The following is a 17,560-nucleotide window of genomic DNA, read 5'->3' on the forward strand; positions in this document are numbered from 1 at the left end:
CACCCTCCAAACGACAAGGGCTGTGGGGGGGGGGGGTGCCGCTCCTTCCCCCCCCCCCCCCCCCCCCCCCCCCCCCCCCCCCCCCCCCCCCCCCCCCCCCACGGTCGTCCTGCGCCCCTGGATCAGTACGACTTCGGCAGCCCCAGGGTGTAGTGCGAGACGAAGTTGAGGATCATCTCCCGGCTCACCGGGGCGATCCGCGCCACCCGGGAGAGCGTCAGCAGCGAGGCGAGCCCGTACTCGGTCGTCAGGCCGTTGCCGCCCAGGGTGTGGATCGCCTGGTCGACGGAGTGGGCGCACGCCTCGGCGGCGGCGTACTTGGCCATGTTGGCGGCCTCGCCGGCGGCCATGTCGTCCCCCGCGTCGTAGAGTTCGGCGGCCCTGCGGGTCATCAGCCGGGCGAGTTCGAGCTCGATGTGGAGCCGGGCGAGCGGGTGGGCGACGGCCTGGTGGGCGCCGATCGGGGCGGACCACACCTGCCGGGTGCGGGCGTAGTCCACGGCCTTGTCGAGGGCGTACCGGCCGAGGCCGGCGGCGAAGGCGGCGATCATGATGCGTTCGGGGTTCAGTCCGGCGAAGAGCTGCTGCAGCCCCGCGTCCTCCTCGCCGACCAGCGCGTCGGCGGGCAGCCGCACGTCGTCCAGGACGAGTTCGAACTGCTTCTCCGGGGCGCCGAGTTCCATCGGTATCTCGTGGTGCACGAAGCCGTGGGCCTCGCGCGGCACGACGAACAGGCAGGGCTTGAGGCGGCCGGTCCGGGCGTCCTCGGTCCGGCCCACGACCAGGGTGGCGTCGGCCTCGTCGACCCCGGAGACGAAGACCTTGCGGCCGGTGAGCAGCCAGTCCGTGCCGTCGCGGCGGGCGGTGGTGGTCAGCCGGTGGGAGTTGGATCCGGCGTCCGGCTCCGTGATGCCGAAGGCCATCCGGGAGGAGCCGTCGGCCAGCCCGGGCAGCAGGCGGCGCTTCTGTTCCGGAGTGCCGAAGCGGCTGATGACCGTGCCGCAGATGGCGGGCGACACCACCAGCATGAGCAGCGGGTTGCCGGCGGCACCGAACTCCTCCATGACGAGGGAGAGTTCGGTGATGCCGCAGCCCCCTCCGCCGTACTCCTCAGGGAGGTTGACCCCGAGGTAGCCGAGCCGTCCCGCCTCCGTCCAGAGCTCGTCCGGCGTGCGCGGGTCGGGACCGCCGTCGCCCCGGCCGCGCGCGAACGCGGCGACGGCCTCCCGCAGCGCCCGGTGCTCGGCGCTCTCCGCGAACGTGCCGTGCCCGCTCATCGGACCAGCTCCGCGAGGATCTCGGCGGTGTGCTCGCCGTGCCCGGGGGCGGCGCCGCGCAGCGAGTCCAGTCCCGCGCCGAACAGGACGGGGAAGCGGACCTGTCGGCGCGGCTCCTCGGTCGCCGATCCCGGCAGGGTCCCGACGAGGTCGCGGGCGGCGACGTGCGCGTCGGCGAGGAACGCGTCGGCGGTCTCGTACACCGGAGCCCAGGGCAGGTCCAGGGGGGCGAGCGCGGCGCACCACCAGGCCAGGTCGCGGCGGGCGAAGACGCCGGTGAGGAGCTCCCGGATCCGTCCACGGGCGCGGGTGCGCGCCGTGCGGCGGTCGTACGCGTCGTCGTCGAGGTCGGGGAACTCGCCGGCGAAGGCCTTGCGGAAGGTCAGCCAGAACTTGTCCTCGAAGGTCGCGAGGGCGATCCGGCCTCCGTCCGCGGCGGTGAACACGTCGTTGTCGCCGGTGACCAGAGGGCTCTCGGCCGGGTCGGACAGCGTGCGCAGGGGCAGCGCGAGCGGACCGGCCCAGGCGGCGGCCGCCTCGTGCAGGGACACGTCGAGGTGCTGGCCACGGCCGGTGGCGCGGGCGGAGGCGACCGCGACCGCGGTGGAGAGGGCCGCGTACATCGCTCCGGCGAGGTCGGCGATCCTGAGGCCCACCCGGTCGACGCGCTCGCCGGGGCGGTGGGGCACGGCGAAGAAGCCGGACAGGGCGAGGAAGTTGAGGTCGTGGCCGGGCCGGGCGGCGTAGGGACCGTCCTGTCCGAAGCCGGTGATGGAGCAGAGCACCACCCGCGGGTTGGCCTCGCGCAGCCGCTCGTAGCCCAGGCCCATGGCGTCGAGGACGCCGGGACGGTGGCTCTCCACGACGGCGTCGCTGCGCTCCACCAGCCGCAGCAGGGTCTCCCGTTCGGACGGCTCGCGCAGGTCCAGGACGAGGGAGCGCTTGTTGCGGTTGAGCGCGGCGAACGTCTCCGGATCGACCAGCCGGCCGTAGTCGCCGCCGTCCGGGCTCTCCACCTTGACCACGTCGGCGCCGAGGTCGGCCATCAGCACCGTGGCGAATCCCCCGGGCAGCAGCCGTGAGAGATCGAGAACCCGTATGCCGTCCAGGGCCGGCCAGCCCGCCGTCACGTCCACCTGCGACTCCTTTCACTCCCGCGGCCTCCGGTCGAGGGCGGGCACAAGCGGGCGCACGTTACCGGCCACCGGACGGCGGGCCCTGGACGGAATCTGCACGGCTCCTGCCTCCCCCGTGCGGTTCCCTCGCCGGAGGGAACCCCTTCCAGCCGCCGGGGGATCCGGCACCGGGGGCCCGCGGGGTGGGATGGGACCAGCGCCGGACGGACCGGCAGCCCACGCCGAGGAGAGTCACCATGCAGCTCAGCACCGCACCGGCCGCCCCGCGCACCGACCTGCCGCTCGACGGGGTTCCGCACCTCGCCGCCCCGCTCGCCGAGTCGCTCCGCCCCGCGGACACCGCGGCGCCGCTCTCGGAGCACACCGTCGGCTCCCTGCTGCGCGAGGTCGCCGCCGACCGCCCGGACGCCCCGGCCCTGGAGTCGGTCCCCGACGACGGCGCCGCGCCGCGCACCTGGACGTACGCCGAGCTGCTCGCCGAGGCCGAGAGCGTGGCGGGCGGGCTGCGGGAGCGCGTCGGACTCGGCGCGCGGGTCGCCCTGTGGGCGCCGAACGTCCCGGAGTGGCCGATCGTGGCGTACGCGGCGGCGCTGGCCGGGGTGACCCTGGTGGCGCTCAACCCGGCGCTGCGGGCCGGCGAGCTCGCCCACGCCCTGCGCACCTCCGAGGCCGAGATGCTGATCCACGCCGACGCCGTCCGGGGCTACGACATGGCCGGGACGGTGGGCACGGTGGCCCCGGACATGCCCGGTCTGCGGCACGTCGTGCCGCTCGCCGCGTGGGAGTCGCTGCGGGGTACCGCGCCGCTTCCCTCGCAGGAGGACGTCGCCGCCGTCCCGGCGCAGATCCAGTTCACCTCGGGCACCACCGGCCTCCCGAAGGCGGTGCTGCTCTCGCACCGGTCCGTGGTCAACGTGGCCCGGCTGACCTTCGAGGGTCTCGGCGTCCACGACGGCGCGACCGTGGTCTCCCCGCTGCCGATGTTCCACACCGCGGGCTGTGTCATCTCCTGCCTGGGGCCGCTGTGGAGCGGCGGCGTCTTCACGCTCCTGGAGCGCTTCGACCCCAAGGTCCTCTTCGAGGTGCTGCGCCGCTCCCCCGGCGCGGTGCTCACCAGCGTTCCGACGGTGCTGACCGCCCTGAACGACGTGGCCCGCGCCGCCGACGGCGCGCCGGCCCGGCTCTCCTCCGTCCTCACGGGCGCGGCGCCGGTCCGGCCGCAGCTCATCACCGAGACCGAGGAGCTGTTCTCGACCACGGTGTTCAACCTGTACGGGCAGACCGAGCTGGCGTCCGTGGTCACGCTGACCCGGCCGGACGACACCGCAGAGGACAAGACCAGCACCGTCGGCCGCCCCCTGCCGCATGTCGCGTGCAAGATCGTGGACCCGGACACCGGCCGGGTGCAGCCGCTCGGCGTCCCCGGCGAGATCTGCGCCCGCGGCTATCAGCAGCTCCTCGCGTACTACGGCGACGCGGAGGCCACCGCCCGGAAGGTGGACGCGGACGGCTGGCTGCACACCGGCGACATCGGGTCGATGGACGCGACCGGCGCGGTCCGGATCGAGGGCCGGCTGAGCGACCTGATCATCCGGGGCGGCGAGAACATCGCGCCCGGCCCCGTCGAGTCCTTCCTCAGCACGCTGCCGGGCGTCCGCGACGCCCTGGTGGTGGGGGTGCCGGACGACCGGTGGGGCGAGATCGTCGCCGCGGTGCTGCTCCCCACGGCCGACCGCCCGGAGGGCCCGGACGTCGAGGAGTGCGTCGCCCACTGCCGCGAGCAGCTCTCGCCGCACAAGATCCCGGTCCGGTGGTACCTCGCGGACGGGCTGCCGCTGACCGCCTCCGGCAAGATCCAGAAGTTCCGGGTCCAGGAGCTGATCGCCGAGGGCGCCCTCCCCCGCCTCGACGCGCCCCGCGCCTGAACCGCCCCGCGGACCACCTCCCCCGACCTCCCGTCATCCCGCCGACGCACCCCGGAGCCCACGCCATGAAGATCTCCATGCAGCTGAAGTACGACACCGACATCGTCGCCGCGGCCGGTCAGGTCGCCGAACTGGAGCGGGCCGGCCTGGACCTGGTCTGGGTGCCGGAGGCGTACGGCTACGACGCGCCCAGCTTCATGGGTTTCCTCGCCGCCCGTACGGAGCGGATCGAGATCGGTTCCGGCATCCTCTCCGTCTTCAGCCGGACGCCCGCCCTGCTGGCGATGACCGCGGCCGGGGTCGACGCCCTGTCCGGCGGACGCTGCCACCTCGGCCTCGGCTCTTCGGGCCCGCAGGTCGTCGAGGGACTGCACGGGGTGCCGTACGCCGCCCCGGTGGCCCGGACCCGCGAGACCATCGAGGTCATGCGCGCCTTCTGGCGACGGGACGAGCCGGTGCGTCACGAGGGGCGCACGGTCACGCTGCCGCTGCCCGAGGGGCAGGGCACCGGCCTCGGCAAGCCGATGCGGCTGCTGACGGCCCCGGTCCGCCCGACCGTCCCGGTGTGGGTGGCGGCGCTGGGCCCGAAGAACGTCCGGATGGTCGCGGAGACCGCCGACGGCTGGCTGCCGCTCTTCTTCGTCCCCGAGTGGTGCGACCGGGTGTGGGGCCCGGCCCTCAAGGAGGGCGCCGCGGCCCGCGGGCCCGAGCTGGGACCGCTCCAGATCTCCGCGGGCGGTCTGCTCGCGATCGGCCCGGACGCCGAGCGGGCCCGGGAGCTGGCCCGCGGACAGCTCGCGCTGTTCGTCGGGGGCATGGGCGCGCCCGGCCACAACTACTACTACGACCTGGTCAGCCGGTACGGCTACGCGCGTGAGGCGGAGACGATCCAGCGGCTGTTCCGGGCCGGGGACAGGGCCGGGGCCGCGGCCGCCGTGCCCGCCGCGCTGCTGGAGGCCACCACGATCTGCGGTACGGAGAGTTACGTACGGGACCGACTGGACGCCTACCGCGAGGCCGGGGTCACCCACCTCCAGGTCGTGCCCGTGCCGCAGGAGGGCGAGTCCGAGGCGACGGTGGTCTCCCGCCTGAAGGACATCACCGGCTGACGGGGCGCCACCGTCCTCGGAGCACCGAAGCCCTGTCGGACCCGGATCCGTCAGCCCTCTCAGCCTCTCGGCCCCCTCGGCCCCCTCGGCCCCCTGTCGGCCCGGTCGGCCCAGCCGGCTCGGTCACCTCCGTCAGCCCACGGCGACGAACCCCGACTCGTACGCGAGGACCACCGCCTGCGTCCGGTCGCGCGCCCCCAGCTTCGCCAGGGTGCCGCTGACATGGGTCTTGACCGTCTGCACCCCCAGGAACAACCGCTCGGCGATCTCCGCGTTGGACATCCCCTGCGCCATCAGCCGCAGCACCTCCGCCTCCCGCTCGGTGAGCTGGGCGCGGGCCAGCGCGTCCCCGGGCTGCCGGGCCTGACGCCCCTGCACCAGCGAGCGGATCGCGGCGGGGAAGAGCACCGAGTCCCCGGTCGCCACCGTACGGACGGCCTGGACGATCTCGGCGGGGCGGGACCGCTTGAGCAGGAACCCCGACGCCCCTTCCCTGAGCGCCTCGTAGACGTAGTCGTCGCGTTCGAACGTGGTGATCACGAGGACCCTCGGCGGGTCGGGGACGGCGGCCATGAGGTCGCGGGTCGCGGTGATGCCGTCGACGGTGGGCATCCGCACGTCCATGACGACGACGTCCGGGCGCAGCCTGCGGACGAGCGGCACGACCTCGCATCCGTCGGACGCCTCGCCGACCACGGTGATGCCGGGGGCGTTGCCCAGGATGGCGGACATGCCGGCCCGGACGAGCTCCTCGTCGTCGACGAGGAGGACGGAGATTTCCATGATCACGATTCCAAGCGTAGGGGGAGACGGGCGCTGACGGTCCAGCGCCCCGAGGCGGCTCCGGCGCTGGCCCGGCCGCCGAGCAGCGCGGCGCGCTCCCGCAGACTGCGCAGCCCCTTGCCGGTGCCGGGGGCCTGTGGCACCTGCTCGACCAGCCGGTTGGCGACGGTGAGCCTCACCTGTTCGCCGGTGACGGCGAGCTCGACGTCCACGGGTGAACCGGGCGCGTGCTTCATGGCGTTGGTGAGCGCCTCCTGGAGGATGCGGTACGCCTCACGGGAGACGACGCCCGGCACGGCGTCCACGTCGGCGGCCGTGCGCGAGCGCACCGTGACGCCCGCCGCGCGGCTGGCCTCCAGGAGCTGTCCGATGTCCGCGAGCGTGGGCCGCACGGTGCGGACGCCCTGCTCCTCGTCCTTCAGATAGCCGAGGGTGCGCTCCAGGTCGTCCATGGCCCGGCGGCCGGTGTCCTCGATCGCCGTCAGCGCCCGGACGACGAAGTCGCGGTCGGCGTCGATGAGTTCGCGGGCCGCGCTCGCCTGGAGCACCGTGACGGTGAGGGCGTGGCCGATGGAGTCGTGGAGCTCGCCGGCGAGCCGGTTGCGGGCCAGGAGCTCGTCCGCCCGGCGCTCCGCGACCGCCAGCCGTTCGGCCGTCGAGGGCCCCAGCAGCCTGCGGGCGAGGGCGAGTTGCACGTTCCCGGCCCACACGACCAGTCCGAACGCGGCGACGAGCAGCGGCGGCACGAGGCCCAGGTACCAGATGTGGCGGTGTCCGCCGGGGACGGTGACGCCGAGGATCGTGCGCGAGCCCTCGACGGCGGGCGCGGACGCCAGCGTTCCGGTGACGGACAGCAGCTGGGCCACGACGCTGGCGACGAGCAGTCCCCACCAGCAGCGCAGCACCAGCCAGACGCTGGTGCGCCGGCGGTCGGAGAGGCTCCGGGCCGGGGCGCGACCGATGTCGTTCTCGTCGTCCGGAACGAGCAGCAGTCGTGCCTGGATCCCCTCCGCCCGCCGCGCCCCGGGCACCAGGCCGAGGAGTAGCAGGGGGACCACCGGCACGAGGGCGCAGGCCGCGAGGGTGCGCGCCAGGCTCTCCGTGATGCCGGGCCACACCAGGACGCAGACGGGCCCGACGGCCGCTCCGAGCAGCAGGTGGAGCCCTCGGGCGTAGGTACGGCCCTGGCGCAGGGCGTCGTAGAGCGTCGACGGCAGACGTCTCATGGTGGATCAACTCCCTCCCCGGGGGGAGGTGACTCCCGCCGCCGGGGGATCCGTCCGGCGCCGCCGCACGGTTGGCTTGAGGACATGAACAGGGACAACGCAACGGCGCACGGTGCGGGCGACGCACCGGCCGTCGAAGTACGCGGCCTGGTGAAGGCGTACGGCGACCGGACGGTGGTGAAGGGCCTCACCTTCCAGGTGCGGGCCGGTTCCGTCACCGGCTTCCTCGGCCCGAACGGCGCGGGGAAGTCCACGACCCTGCGGATGATCCTCGGACTGGACCGGCCCACGGCGGGCGAGGTCCTGGTCGCGGGACGGCCGTACGCCCGGCTGGTCGAGCCGCTGCGCCACGTCGGCGCGCTGCTGGACGCACAGGCGGCGCATCCGGGCAGGACCGCGCGCGACCATCTGCTCTGCGTCGCCCACGCCGGACGCATACCGCCGGGGCGGGTCGACGAGGTGCTGGAGCAGGTCGGCATGGACTCCGCGGCCCGTCGCCGCATCGGCGGCTTCTCGCTGGGGATGCGCCAGCGCCTGGGCATCGCCGCGGCGCTGCTCGGCGACCCCGCGGTGCTGATCCTCGACGAGCCGGTCAACGGCCTGGACCCCGAGGGCATCCGCTGGCTGCGGCAGTTCCTGCGGGGACTGGCGGACCGGGGCCGGGCGGTGCTGATCTCCAGTCACCTGATGACGGAGACGGCGCTCCTCGCGGACCGGCTGGTCGTGATCGGCCGGGGCCGGCTGCTGGCGGACGTGTCCATGGCCGAGTTCGCCGCGGAGCACGGCCGCTCCCGGGTGCGGGTGCGGGCCGACGAGCCGGAGCGGCTGCGTGAGGCCCTGGAACGCAAGGGGCTGCGGGTGGTGCCCGGCGACGGCGACGCGCTGGAGGTGTACGCGGCGGAGGCCGCCGACGTCGGCCGCTGCGCGGCTCACGAGGGGGCCGCCGTCCTGGAGCTGGTCCAGGTGGAGGACTCGTTGGAGGAGGCATTCATGCGCATGACCGCCGATTCGGTGGAGTACGGGGGGCGACCCCTCGGAGAGGTGGTCTGACGATGTCTGTCGACGCGGTGCTCCGCTCGGAGTGGACGAAGATCCGCTCGGTGCGTCCGGTCCTGTGGTCGCTGCCGCTGGCCGCGGCCCTGCTCGTCGGCATCGGTGCCGGCGTGACGGGGTCGACCGGCCCGGAGGAGGCGGACGGCCCCGGCTTCGACCCGGTGCAGCTCGGTTACTACGGCATCCTGTTCGCCCACGTCGTGGTGATCGCCTTCGCCGTCCTGGTGGTCGGCAACGAGTACCAGCACGGCGCCATCCGGGTGTCGCTGGCGGCGGTGCCCCGGCGCGGTCTGATGTACGCGGCCAAGCTCACCGTCGGGGCGGCGCTGGCCCTGGTGGCCGGCGCGGTCGCCTCGCCGGCCACGTTCCTCCTCTCGCAGCGTCTGCTCGGCGAGCACGGCGCGGCGCTGGGCGACGCCGGCACGGTGCGGGCGATCGTGGTGGGCGCCCTGTACTTCCCGCTGCTCGCGGTCATGTGCATGGGGTTCACGGCGATGCTGCGCAGTCTGATGCTCTCCATGGGCGTCCTGGTCCCCGTGCTGTTCCTGGTCTCCCCCGTACTGGCGGAGATCCCCGGCCTGCAGGAGCTGGCCTGGTACCTGCCGGACCGGGCGGGCCAGTACGGACTGCGGCTCGACCCCGCCGCCGCCGCGCCCTACGGCCCCATGACCGGGGTGCTGGTCATGGCGGTGTGGGCGGCGGCGGCGGCGGTCGGCGGCTGGCTGACGCTCCGCACACGCGACGCGTGAGCGTCCCGCCGCCGTGAGGGGCGCGTGAGGGGACAGGGACGGTGGGCATCGACGACCGTCCCCTCACGCCGTTCACTGTTCCCGGGCGTGGAGGCGCACCAGGGGCGAGAAGGCGTACTCCTCGCCGGCGCCGACCGGGGGTTCGAACAGCTGGTGGTCGACCAGCCGTTCCAGGAGGTCCTCCGCCTGGTGCCCGCCGCACCGCAGCACGGCGGCCGCGCCGTCCGGGGTGAACGCCCGGTCCTCGGAGCGGGCGAGGGCGCGCACGGCGTCACGGAGCACGGGATCCAGGCCCTCGTACGCGGACGTCAGCCGTTCCCGTACGGACAGGTCGCCGGCGACCAGCTCCGACAGCCGCCGGTCCTCGTCGGCCAGCCGGTCCGCCAGCCGGGCCAGGGTCCAGTGCGGGCGGGCGGCGAGCCGCATGCCCGCGATCCGCACGGCCAGCGGGATCCCGTCGCACAGCTCGGCCAGGGTCTCGGCCGCCGTCCGTTCGGCCAGCACCCGCCGCTCGCCGGCGATCCGGGCGAGCAGGGAGACGGACTGGTCGGCGGTGAAGCGCTCGACGCGGAAGTGCTGGGCGCCCTCCAGGCCGGGCAGCGGGGTCCGTCCGGCCAGCAGGGCGGCGCCGCCGGGGCCGGAGGGCAGCAGCGGGCGCACGGCGCGCTCCCCCGGCGCGTCGTCGACGACCACCAGGACCCGGCGGCCGGCCACGGCCTCCTGGTAGAGGGCCGCGAGGTCGGGCAGTCCGGTGGGCAGCCCGGACGCCGGTACGCCCAGGGCCCGGGCGAAGCCGCGCAGCGCCGTACGGACCTCGTCGGCCGCGCCGGTGCGCAGCCGGGCGTGCAGGACGCCGTCGGGGAAGTGGCGGGCGACGGCGGCGGCGATCTGGACGGTCAGGGCGGACTTCCCGACGCCGACCGGCCCGTGGAGGGCGGCGACCGGCGCCGCGCCGAACGCGGCCAGCGGCCCCTGCCCGGTCAGGTACTGACGGACCTGGAAGTGCTCCACGCGGCCCACGAAGTCCCCGACGCTCTGCGGCAGCTGGACGGAGCGCGGGGCGTCGGCACGGCCGGCGGGCCGCTCCGTGCTCACGGACCCTGCCCGGGCGTCCTCCCGCAGCACGGCCATCTGGGCCTCGCGGAGTTCGACGCCGGGCTCGATGCCGCTCTCGGCGCGGAGCCGGCGGGCGACCGCGGCGAACATCTCCAGCGCCTCCGCCCGGCGGCCGGAACCGGCGAGCGCGGCGAGCAGCCGGGCGTGCAGGCCCTCGTGCAGCGTCTCGTGCCGGGCGATCGGCCCGACCTGGGCGAGCACCTCCTCGTGCTGTCCGCGGGCGAGGGCGAGATCGGCGAGCCGCAGCGCGGAGGCGACGCGCAGCCGGCCGTGCTCGACGGCGGCGGCGTGCCGGGCCAGCCGCGGCGGGGCGCCTTCCAGCAGCCGGCCGCGCCAGAGCCCCAGCGCCTCGGAGAGCAGGGCCTGCTCGTGGACCGGGTCGTCGCCGGCGCGGGCCCACGCGGCCTCGTCCGTCAGCCGGACGAACTCCCGGACGTCGAGCCGGCTGTCCCCCTCGATCCGGAGCTCGTAGCCGCCGCCGTGCCGCACGACCGCGGTGCGGCCGACGTCGGGAAGAGCGTGCGCGTCCAGCATCAGCCGGATGCGTGAGATGTAGGTGTGGATCAACTGACCGAAGGTGTCGGGCAGTTCGCCGTCCCAGAGGACCTCGATGATCTCGTCGCGTTCGACCACCTCGTGCGCCTTGAGCGCGAGGAGTCCGAGCAGGGTCCGCTGCTTCGGCGTTCCGGTGAGCAGTTCGGCGTCGCCGCGCGTGGCGGACATCCTGCCGAGGATCTTCAGGACCAGCGGGGCGTCCTCGGGGACGTCCTCGTCGGCACCGGTGGTGACTCCGGCCTGCGCCAGCAGGGCGGGTTCGTGCAGGGCTTCGGCGATTCTGCGCAGCGATCCGGATCTCGGGGCCCTGACCCGGCCCCGTTCGATCTCACGGAGCGTCCGCAGACCGATCCCGGACTTCTCGGCGAGGTCCCGCTGACTGACCCCGTTGCGGGTCCGCGCGGCGCGGACCATGGTGGCGACGTCTCGTTCAGCCAACGCCGTCGCCGGACTACCACCCGTCATGACTCCCCCATGGCATGGTCGTTCGTTTCGCCGTCCGTCCCGTCGTGGGCGACGGACCGCGCCGGCGTGATCAGCCGCGGCTGTCCCACTCCTCGTGGGGGTCGTTGACGATCGGGCCCTCGGCCGCGATGGTGCTCGTCACGGGCGCCGTGACCTGCTGCTCGACGACGGCCAGGAGGGAGAGGCCGAGCACCGCGGTGATCGCGACGCAGGCGGTGCGCAGGGCGTGGGTGGTGGGACGGGTGGAGGTGGTCGCTCGCATGTGCTCGGTCTTCCGTTCGCTCGTCGTTCGTGCTGGCGAGTCAGACTCTGCCGTCTGCCGATCTACGCTGGATAGATCCTGGATATCCGCTCTGACCTGCGGATATATTCCTGCCGCCGGGGATGCCGGGGCAGCTTCACAGCAGGTCGCCGAGGGCCGTGAGGAGAGCGGCCGTGTGGTCGGCGTCGGGCAGCCCGAGCCGGGTGAAGAGCATGTGGGCCTGGCGGGCGCGGACCACCGCGGCCCCGGTGTCGCCGAGGTCGGCCAGGGTCCGGCCGAGCACCAGGAGGGCGAGCCCCTGGTCGCGTGCCGCGCCGCGCTGCTCGCACAGCACCAGCGCACGCCCCGCCTCCTTGAGGGCCTCCTCCCGGCGCCCCGTGACCCTCAGCGTCTCGGCCAGCCGGTGGCGGGCCTGCGATTCCTGTCCGCGGATCTGCCAGGTCGCGCACAGGTCCAGGCACCGGGTGTGGCTCGCGACCGCCTCGTCGTACCGGCCCAGTTCGTGCAGCGCCATGCCCTGTACGTACAGCGCGTAGGCGGCGCCGTGGTGGTCCTCGACCTCCCGCAGCGCGGCCAGCGCCTCGTCGCACGCGACGAGCGCCTCCTCCGCACGGCCGCCCCGCAGCCGGGCCTGCGCCGCGTTGAGCCGCGTCACCAGTTCGCCCGAACGGTGCCCGAGCGCGACCGCCAGCTCGATGGCCTGGTCGTAGAAGTGCACCGCGTCCTCGTAGCGGTGCTGGAACTGCGCGATCAGACCGCGGTCGTTGAGCGTCTGACGCAGGATCACCCGGTCGCCGACCCGCTCGCACGCCTCGGCCGCGAGCCGGGCGAACTGCTCGGCCTCGCCGAGCCGGGCGCTCTGCAGGGCGGCGTTCCCGCAGACGAAGCGGGCCCGCCCGGCGACGTGGTCGTCGCCGCGCTGCGCGGCCGTCTCGGCCAGGGCCTGCGCGGCGGATCCGAGTTGCCCGTACGGGACGTCCTTGCCGAAGGGGGTGAGGGCGATGAGCAGGTCGGCGGCGACCCGCAGGATCCGCGGGGCCGCCCCGGCGGGGCTGCGGGCGGCCAGCGTCAACGCGTGGGTGAGGCATTCGAACTCGGCGGTCACCCAGGCGCGGGCCTCCGCGAGCCCGGCGAAGGGCGGCGCGGGCGCCGGGTCGGAGGTGAGGAAGACGCCGTCCGGGTTGCCGGGCACCATGCACTGGAAGGCGGCGCGCCCGGCGGCCAGCAGGTGGTCGAGGAGCGGTGCCAGTACGGGGATGCCGGCCTCGTCGCCGCCGTCGCCGGGCGGCACGCCGAGCTGGAGCGCGAAGGCCCAGACGAGGTCGTGGTAGCGGTACCGCCCGGGCTGCGGCGCCTCCAGCATGGCCGCGTCGACCAGCGACTCCAGGATCTCCTCGGCGTCGTAGGCGTCGAGGCCGAGGGCCGCGGCGGCCACCTCCAGGCCGATGCTGGGACGGGCCACCGGGGCGAGGAGCCGGAAGACGCACGCCTGTTCCTGCGGGAGCTGGCGGTAGCCGAGTTCGAAGGTCGCCGCGACGGCCAGGTCGCCGGCGCGCAGCTCGCCGATGCGGCGGCGCTCGTCGGCGAGACGGCGGGTCATGGTCTCCAGCTGCCAGCGCGGCCGGGCGGCGAGGCGGGCGGCCACGATCCGGACGGCGAGCGGGAGATGCCCGCACGCGCTCACCAGTTCGACCGCGGCGTCGGGCTCGGCCTTCACGCGTGCGGCACCGACGATCGCGGTGAGCAGCTCGATCGCCTCGTCCGTCGCGAAGACCTCCAGGGCGACGGCGGTCACCGCGCTGGGGATGCCGACGAGCCGGGTCCGGCTGGTGACGATCACGGCGCATCCCGCCGAACCGGGCAGCAGCGGGCCCACCTGCGCGGGGTCCCGGGCGTTGTCGAGGAGCAACAGCATGCGCCGGCCGTCGAGCAGCGTGCGCAGGAGCCGCGCGCGGTCGTCGGTCAAGGCCGGGAGCGCGTGCGGCGGCAGGCCCAACGCGGCGAGCATGCTGCCGAGGACGGCCGACGGGTCGGCGGGTTCGAGACCGCTGCCGCGCAGATCGACGTAGAGCTGGCCGTCGGGGAACTCGTGCTTGATCCGGTGGGCGACCCGCAGGGCCAGGGTGGTCTTGCCGAGGCCGCCCATGCCGCTGATGGACGCGACCGGGAGCGAACTGCGCTCCGGGTCGGTGAGGAACCGGCTCAGCTCCTCGACCTGCCGGTCACGACCGGTGAAGTCGAACGCGTCGGCAGGGAGTTGAGCGGGCCTGGCGAGGACCGGGGCGGCGGGCTCGGGAGCGGGACCGGTGTCGGCCTCCGCCGTGGCCTCGCCCTCTGCTCCGGTTCCGGCTCCGGCTCCGGCTCCGGCACCGGCACCGGCACCGGTCTCGGCTCCGGATCCGACGGGCGAAGGCGCCGGGGACGCCGGAGAGCCCGCCGGGCCCGCCGGGCCCCGCAGGGGCTCGGGGGCCGGTGCGGCCGTCACGGTGCCACGGACGGAGACGTCGAGGAGGGGGTCGCCCGCGAGGACCCGTTCGTGCAGCGCGGCCAGTTCGGGACCGGGGTCGACGCCGAGCTCCTCCGCGAGGACGCGCCGGGCACGCGCGTAGACCGCCAGCGCGTCCGCCTGCCGCCCGGAGGCGTACAGAGCGCGCATGAGGAAACCGTAGGGCCGCTCCTGGAGCGGGTGTTCCCGCGTGAAGACCGTCAGGTCGGGAATGACCTCGCCGTGCCGCCCCACCTGCAGGGCGTGCGCGAAGCGCTCCTCCTCCAGCCCGAGCCTCAGCTCGGTGAAGCGGGCCCGCTGCTGCTCCGCGTACGGTCCGGGCACTCCGGCCAGCGGCGCTCCCTGCCAGAGGCCGAGCGCCTCGGTCAGCAGCCGTCCGCACGCCTCGTCGTCGCCCTCTGACCGGGCCCGTGCCGCGTCTGCGGCAAGCTGCTCGGCACGGTGCAGGTCCACCGAGAGCGGCGGCACCACCATGCGGTAGCCGTCCGGTTGCGAGAGCAGCAGCCGCGGCTCGGCGGAGTCCTCCTCCAGGAGCTGCCGCAGCCGCCACACATAGGTACGCAGGCTCGCCAGCGCCGAACTCGGAGGCTCCTCGCCCCAGACGGACGCGATCAGTTCGTGCGTGGAGGCGACCCGGCCGGAACGCAGCAGCAGAGCCACGAGCAGGGCCTGCTGCTGCGGAGAACCGATGGTGACCGGCCTCTCGCCCCGCTGCACGGACACGGCTCCGAGCACGCTGAAACGCATAGCCCAACCCATGGATCCCGCCTTCTGCACTCGCTGCTACGCGACCCCCCGTCGCACAGTGACCGGACGCCAGACGTCCGGTCACGCGATCATTACACGGGCAGCTCGGAAGCGGCACCTGCCCCCTGCATGTTTCCCGCGAACCCGGCCCGGCATCGGGCACGAACCGGGCACGCGGGGACGTCAGCCGTCCGACAACGTCACATGCACGAGATACGGCAGGATCCGGACGGCCTGCGGATCGTGGTCGAGCAGCACCGCGACCGGACTCCGCCCCTGCGCCCGCAGCGCCTCGACGAGTCCCACCCGCGCGCCCGCCCCGTCCTCGACCGGGACCGGCCGGCCCCCCGCCTCCCGGTCCGCCGTGACGGAGGGAACCGTCGTCACCCACGGGCCGTCGCCGAGCGCACCCCCTCGGGCGTGGACGCGCAGGGCCCGCTCCGCGGCAGCCGTGAGGGCCTCGCTCCGCGTGGCGGCGACGGCGACGACGGTCTCGTCCCCGAGCCGCACCGCACAGGCCGGCGCGGACAACAGCCCGGACAGGTCGTGCGCCACCGGCTCCCCCACCGCACGCAGCGCCTGGAGAACAGCGGGTCCCCCGTGGTCCGGAAGCGCCAGCCGGGGAACGCGCACACCCGGCTCGCACAGCCGCCGGGCCGCCAACGCCTCACAGTGCCCGATCAGCGCGGCCTCCACCGCGGCCGCCCAGGTGAGCCCCGCCGCCACCCCCGCCGGAAGCCGGTGCGCCCCGCCCGCCGCGAGTACCGGATACGCCTCCGCCACCGGAACCCGGCGCAGCCGGTCGGTGACCAGATCCAGGCCCCAGACCTCACGACCACTCCGGACGGACGCGGCAGCGGCGAACGCCCCGTACGCGGCCAGCCCCTCCAGGACGGCCGCCAGACGCGCGCTCCGGGCGTCCGCCCCGTGCCCCCACGCGGTGACAGCGGCCTCCGCGTCGGGCAGCGCCCCGAACGGGTCCGGCACCTCCACCGCACACACCCAACCCCCGGCCGGTCCTGGCACGGCCTCCGAGACCGGCCCCAGAAGCCCGCTCCGCGCGTCCGCCACGGCGTCGAACCGCTCCACGAGCCCTTCCGGCTCGACCGCCTCACCCCCGATCCGCCCGAGAAAAGCCACCCGCGCCCCCGCCTCGCCACCCGCCCGCGTACCCGATCGATCGGGCCGAGGCAGCGGCACCACGGGGTGCCGACTGCTCACCGAGGTCCGTACATCGGTACGCACGAGATACGGCTCTCCGGCCTGCCCGGTTCCGGCCCCCTGTCCGGCCTCCGCCGCCGGCGCGTCTCCGCGACCGCCCGGCAAAGTCCCCAGAAGCCACTCGGCCATCTCCGCCGCCCGCCCAGCGGGCGGCGCGGCGCGGACGAGGCCGTCGTCCGGCCGGTGCCGCGACGGAACTCCGCGCAGTCGCCTCCAGGCCGAGGCCGCATCGGTGCGGTCCGCCGGCCCGAGCGGACCCGTCCAGAGTTCGTCCTCGTGCACGAGCACCTGCCCGAGCCAGGCCCCGACCTCGGCACACCGGTCGGCCATGACCGCCAACTCGGCTGCGGAGGAGGCCACATGAAGCACGGCATCGGCGGCCGAGACCTTCTCCCCCTCCGCCCACCTCACGAGACCGCCGGCCTCCTCGCCCCGGCCCTCGCCCGTGCGACGGACCTGCACATCGCGGCATCCGGCCCGCTCCGCGGCGGCCGCGAGCGCTCCGAGCACGCCCTCGTCGCCGACCAGCAGCAGCCGCCCCTCCGAGCCCCCACCGGCCCCCGCCTCCCCGGCCGCCGGGAAGACGTAGGCGCCTCCACCCGCACTCCCGCCCTGCGGCGCGACCTCGTCCACAGGCCGGTCGTCGTCACTCCATCGCGGACGCATGCGTCGGCTCCTGTCCCTGGTTCACTGACGTTCAGTCGGGGGACTCCACGCCCCCCAGCCTCGATGAAAGAGGAAGGAGATAGGCAAACGATCGACGTGGGATATAGCGTGACCGACCTCCAGCTGAAGGACGCCTACCCGCGCATGCCCGCCACAGGCGAACGACCACGTGGCGAGCACACCGCTCCTTCCGGATCGCGATGCGGGCGGCACGTCGCCGCCCGCACCTCAAGGAGTCCCCGACCGGCCACCGCGTGGCAGAGTGGACCCCATGCCCGCACCCTCCCGGCCCCTGTTCCTGCGCCTCGTCGGTCGTGAACTGCCCGGGCTCGACTGCGGGCCCTACCGGAACGTGCACGTGGCCGTGCAGCGCGGCCGAGAGCCGGAGGGGCTCGTCCCGGGTGACGCCGCGGAAGCCGTCTGGGAGTTCACCGTGACCGTGGTGGAAGCGGACACCACCGTGAACCCGGCCGAGGGCTCGGACGGCTCGCCCGACTTCCGCGGCCCGTACGTCCACGGTCGGCGCGGCGCCCGGTTCCTCTACCTCACCTGGGGAGAGGTGTCGCCGGACGGGACCTTCACCATGTTCCGACGCGCGAAACTCCTGCTCGCCGATCTCCCGTCGGAGGCCCTCGCGACGGGCGGCGCCCAGGCCGTGACCGGCCTCACCGACGGCCAGGGGCTGCCCCGCTGCGCCGGTCTCCGGCCGCCGGTGATCAGCTGGAGCCCGCTGCTGACGGAGCGTTGATCACCGCCGTCCGAGA

Annotated in this window: 13 protein-coding genes; 5 read left to right on the forward strand and 8 right to left on the reverse strand. The window is 74.7% G+C overall.

Features of this window, described 5'->3' with window-relative positions; translation table 11 throughout:
• Window positions 1-122: 122 nt before the first annotated feature.
• Both ACZ60W_RS34535 and ACZ60W_RS34540 read right to left on the reverse strand, forming a co-directional pair.
• The gene (locus tag ACZ60W_RS34535) at window positions 123-1,277 is read right to left on the reverse strand and encodes an acyl-CoA dehydrogenase family protein (protein WP_469759365.1); all 1,155 of its coding nucleotides are present in this window, start codon (window positions 1,275-1,277) and stop codon (window positions 123-125) included.
• Entirely contained in the window at window positions 1,274-2,413 is a 1,140-nt protein-coding gene (locus ACZ60W_RS34540) for a CaiB/BaiF CoA transferase family protein (RefSeq protein WP_469759366.1), read from the reverse strand. The genes ACZ60W_RS34535 and ACZ60W_RS34540 overlap by 4 nt, the downstream gene beginning before the upstream one ends.
• Before the next feature lie 236 nt (window positions 2,414-2,649).
• On the opposite strand from ACZ60W_RS34540, the gene ACZ60W_RS34545 reads away from it, so the two are divergent.
• Window positions 2,650-4,338, forward strand: a complete 1,689-nt coding sequence (locus tag ACZ60W_RS34545; RefSeq protein ID WP_469759367.1) for a class I adenylate-forming enzyme family protein — start codon at window positions 2,650-2,652, stop codon at window positions 4,336-4,338.
• Between the two features lie 65 nt (window positions 4,339-4,403).
• A complete protein-coding gene (locus ACZ60W_RS34550) occupies window positions 4,404-5,447 on the forward strand; it encodes an LLM class F420-dependent oxidoreductase (protein ID WP_469759368.1) in 1,044 nt (347 codons plus the stop codon).
• A 132-nt stretch (window positions 5,448-5,579) separates the two neighbouring features.
• On the opposite strand, the gene ACZ60W_RS34555 is transcribed toward ACZ60W_RS34550, so the two are convergent.
• Both ACZ60W_RS34555 and ACZ60W_RS34560 read right to left on the reverse strand, forming a co-directional pair.
• Window positions 5,580-6,230, reverse strand: coding sequence for a response regulator (locus tag ACZ60W_RS34555; RefSeq protein ID WP_469759387.1), 651 nt, complete (start codon window positions 6,228-6,230; stop codon window positions 5,580-5,582).
• Window positions 6,231-6,232: 2 nt separating this feature from the next.
• The gene (locus tag ACZ60W_RS34560) at window positions 6,233-7,456 is read right to left on the reverse strand and encodes a sensor histidine kinase (protein WP_469759369.1); all 1,224 of its coding nucleotides are present in this window, start codon (window positions 7,454-7,456) and stop codon (window positions 6,233-6,235) included.
• 84 nt (window positions 7,457-7,540) lie between these two features.
• Here ACZ60W_RS34560 and ACZ60W_RS34565 point away from each other — a divergent pair, with 84 nt between their 5' ends.
• Both ACZ60W_RS34565 and ACZ60W_RS34570 read left to right on the forward strand, forming a co-directional pair.
• Window positions 7,541-8,506, forward strand: coding sequence for an ABC transporter ATP-binding protein (locus ACZ60W_RS34565; RefSeq protein WP_469759370.1), 966 nt, complete (start codon window positions 7,541-7,543; stop codon window positions 8,504-8,506).
• Between the two features lie 2 nt (window positions 8,507-8,508).
• On the forward strand, window positions 8,509-9,258 hold the full coding sequence (locus tag ACZ60W_RS34570; RefSeq protein WP_469759371.1) for an ABC transporter permease: 750 nt from the start codon (window positions 8,509-8,511) through the stop codon (window positions 9,256-9,258).
• Window positions 9,259-9,330: 72 nt separating this feature from the next.
• On the opposite strand, the gene ACZ60W_RS34575 is transcribed toward ACZ60W_RS34570, so the two are convergent.
• The 4 genes from ACZ60W_RS34575 to ACZ60W_RS34590 form a co-directional block, all read right to left on the reverse strand.
• The gene (locus ACZ60W_RS34575) at window positions 9,331-11,367 is read right to left on the reverse strand and encodes a BTAD domain-containing putative transcriptional regulator (protein WP_469759372.1); all 2,037 of its coding nucleotides are present in this window, start codon (window positions 11,365-11,367) and stop codon (window positions 9,331-9,333) included.
• 97 nt (window positions 11,368-11,464) lie between these two features.
• Complete coding sequence (locus tag ACZ60W_RS34580) at window positions 11,465-11,656, reverse strand: hypothetical protein (RefSeq protein ID WP_469759373.1); 192 nt, start codon at window positions 11,654-11,656, stop codon at window positions 11,465-11,467.
• 136 nt (window positions 11,657-11,792) lie between these two features.
• Window positions 11,793-14,909 (reverse strand): AfsR/SARP family transcriptional regulator, encoded by a 3,117-nt coding sequence (locus ACZ60W_RS34585; RefSeq protein ID WP_469759374.1) that lies wholly within the window; start codon window positions 14,907-14,909, stop codon window positions 11,793-11,795.
• Between the two features lie 183 nt (window positions 14,910-15,092).
• Window positions 15,093-16,796 (reverse strand): hypothetical protein, encoded by a 1,704-nt coding sequence (locus tag ACZ60W_RS34590; RefSeq protein WP_469759375.1) that lies wholly within the window; start codon window positions 16,794-16,796, stop codon window positions 15,093-15,095.
• 271 nt (window positions 16,797-17,067) lie between these two features.
• On the opposite strand from ACZ60W_RS34590, the gene ACZ60W_RS34595 reads away from it, so the two are divergent.
• A complete protein-coding gene (locus ACZ60W_RS34595; protein ID WP_469759376.1) occupies window positions 17,068-17,544 on the forward strand; it encodes a DUF5990 family protein in 477 nt (158 codons plus the stop codon).
• Window positions 17,545-17,560: the final 16 nt, after the last annotated feature.

It is taken from the genome of Streptomyces sp. NPDC104202 (genome assembly GCF_055584185.1).

What these genes read in the sequence shown, in the direction of transcription:
- ACZ60W_RS34535 (WP_469759365.1), bottom strand. Translation starts at nt 1,277, where the DNA reads ATGAGCGGGCACGGCACGTTCGCGGAGAGCGCCGAGCACCGGGCGCTG.
- ACZ60W_RS34545 (WP_469759367.1), top strand. Translation starts at nt 2,650, where the DNA reads ATGCAGCTCAGCACCGCACCGGCCGCCCCGCGCACCGACCTGCCGCTC.
- ACZ60W_RS34550 (WP_469759368.1), top strand. Translation starts at nt 4,404, where the DNA reads ATGAAGATCTCCATGCAGCTGAAGTACGACACCGACATCGTCGCCGCG.
- ACZ60W_RS34555 (WP_469759387.1), bottom strand. Translation starts at nt 6,230, where the DNA reads ATGGAAATCTCCGTCCTCCTCGTCGACGACGAGGAGCTCGTCCGGGCC.
- ACZ60W_RS34560 (WP_469759369.1), bottom strand. Translation starts at nt 7,456, where the DNA reads ATGAGACGTCTGCCGTCGACGCTCTACGACGCCCTGCGCCAGGGCCGT.
- ACZ60W_RS34565 (WP_469759370.1), top strand. Translation starts at nt 7,541, where the DNA reads ATGAACAGGGACAACGCAACGGCGCACGGTGCGGGCGACGCACCGGCC.
- ACZ60W_RS34570 (WP_469759371.1), top strand. Translation starts at nt 8,509, where the DNA reads ATGTCTGTCGACGCGGTGCTCCGCTCGGAGTGGACGAAGATCCGCTCG.
- ACZ60W_RS34580 (WP_469759373.1), bottom strand. Translation starts at nt 11,656, where the DNA reads ATGCGAGCGACCACCTCCACCCGTCCCACCACCCACGCCCTGCGCACC.
- ACZ60W_RS34585 (WP_469759374.1), bottom strand. Translation starts at nt 14,909, where the DNA reads ATGCGTTTCAGCGTGCTCGGAGCCGTGTCCGTGCAGCGGGGCGAGAGG.
- ACZ60W_RS34590 (WP_469759375.1), bottom strand. Translation starts at nt 16,796, where the DNA reads ATGCGTCCGCGATGGAGTGACGACGACCGGCCTGTGGACGAGGTCGCG.
- ACZ60W_RS34595 (WP_469759376.1), top strand. Translation starts at nt 17,068, where the DNA reads ATGCCCGCACCCTCCCGGCCCCTGTTCCTGCGCCTCGTCGGTCGTGAA.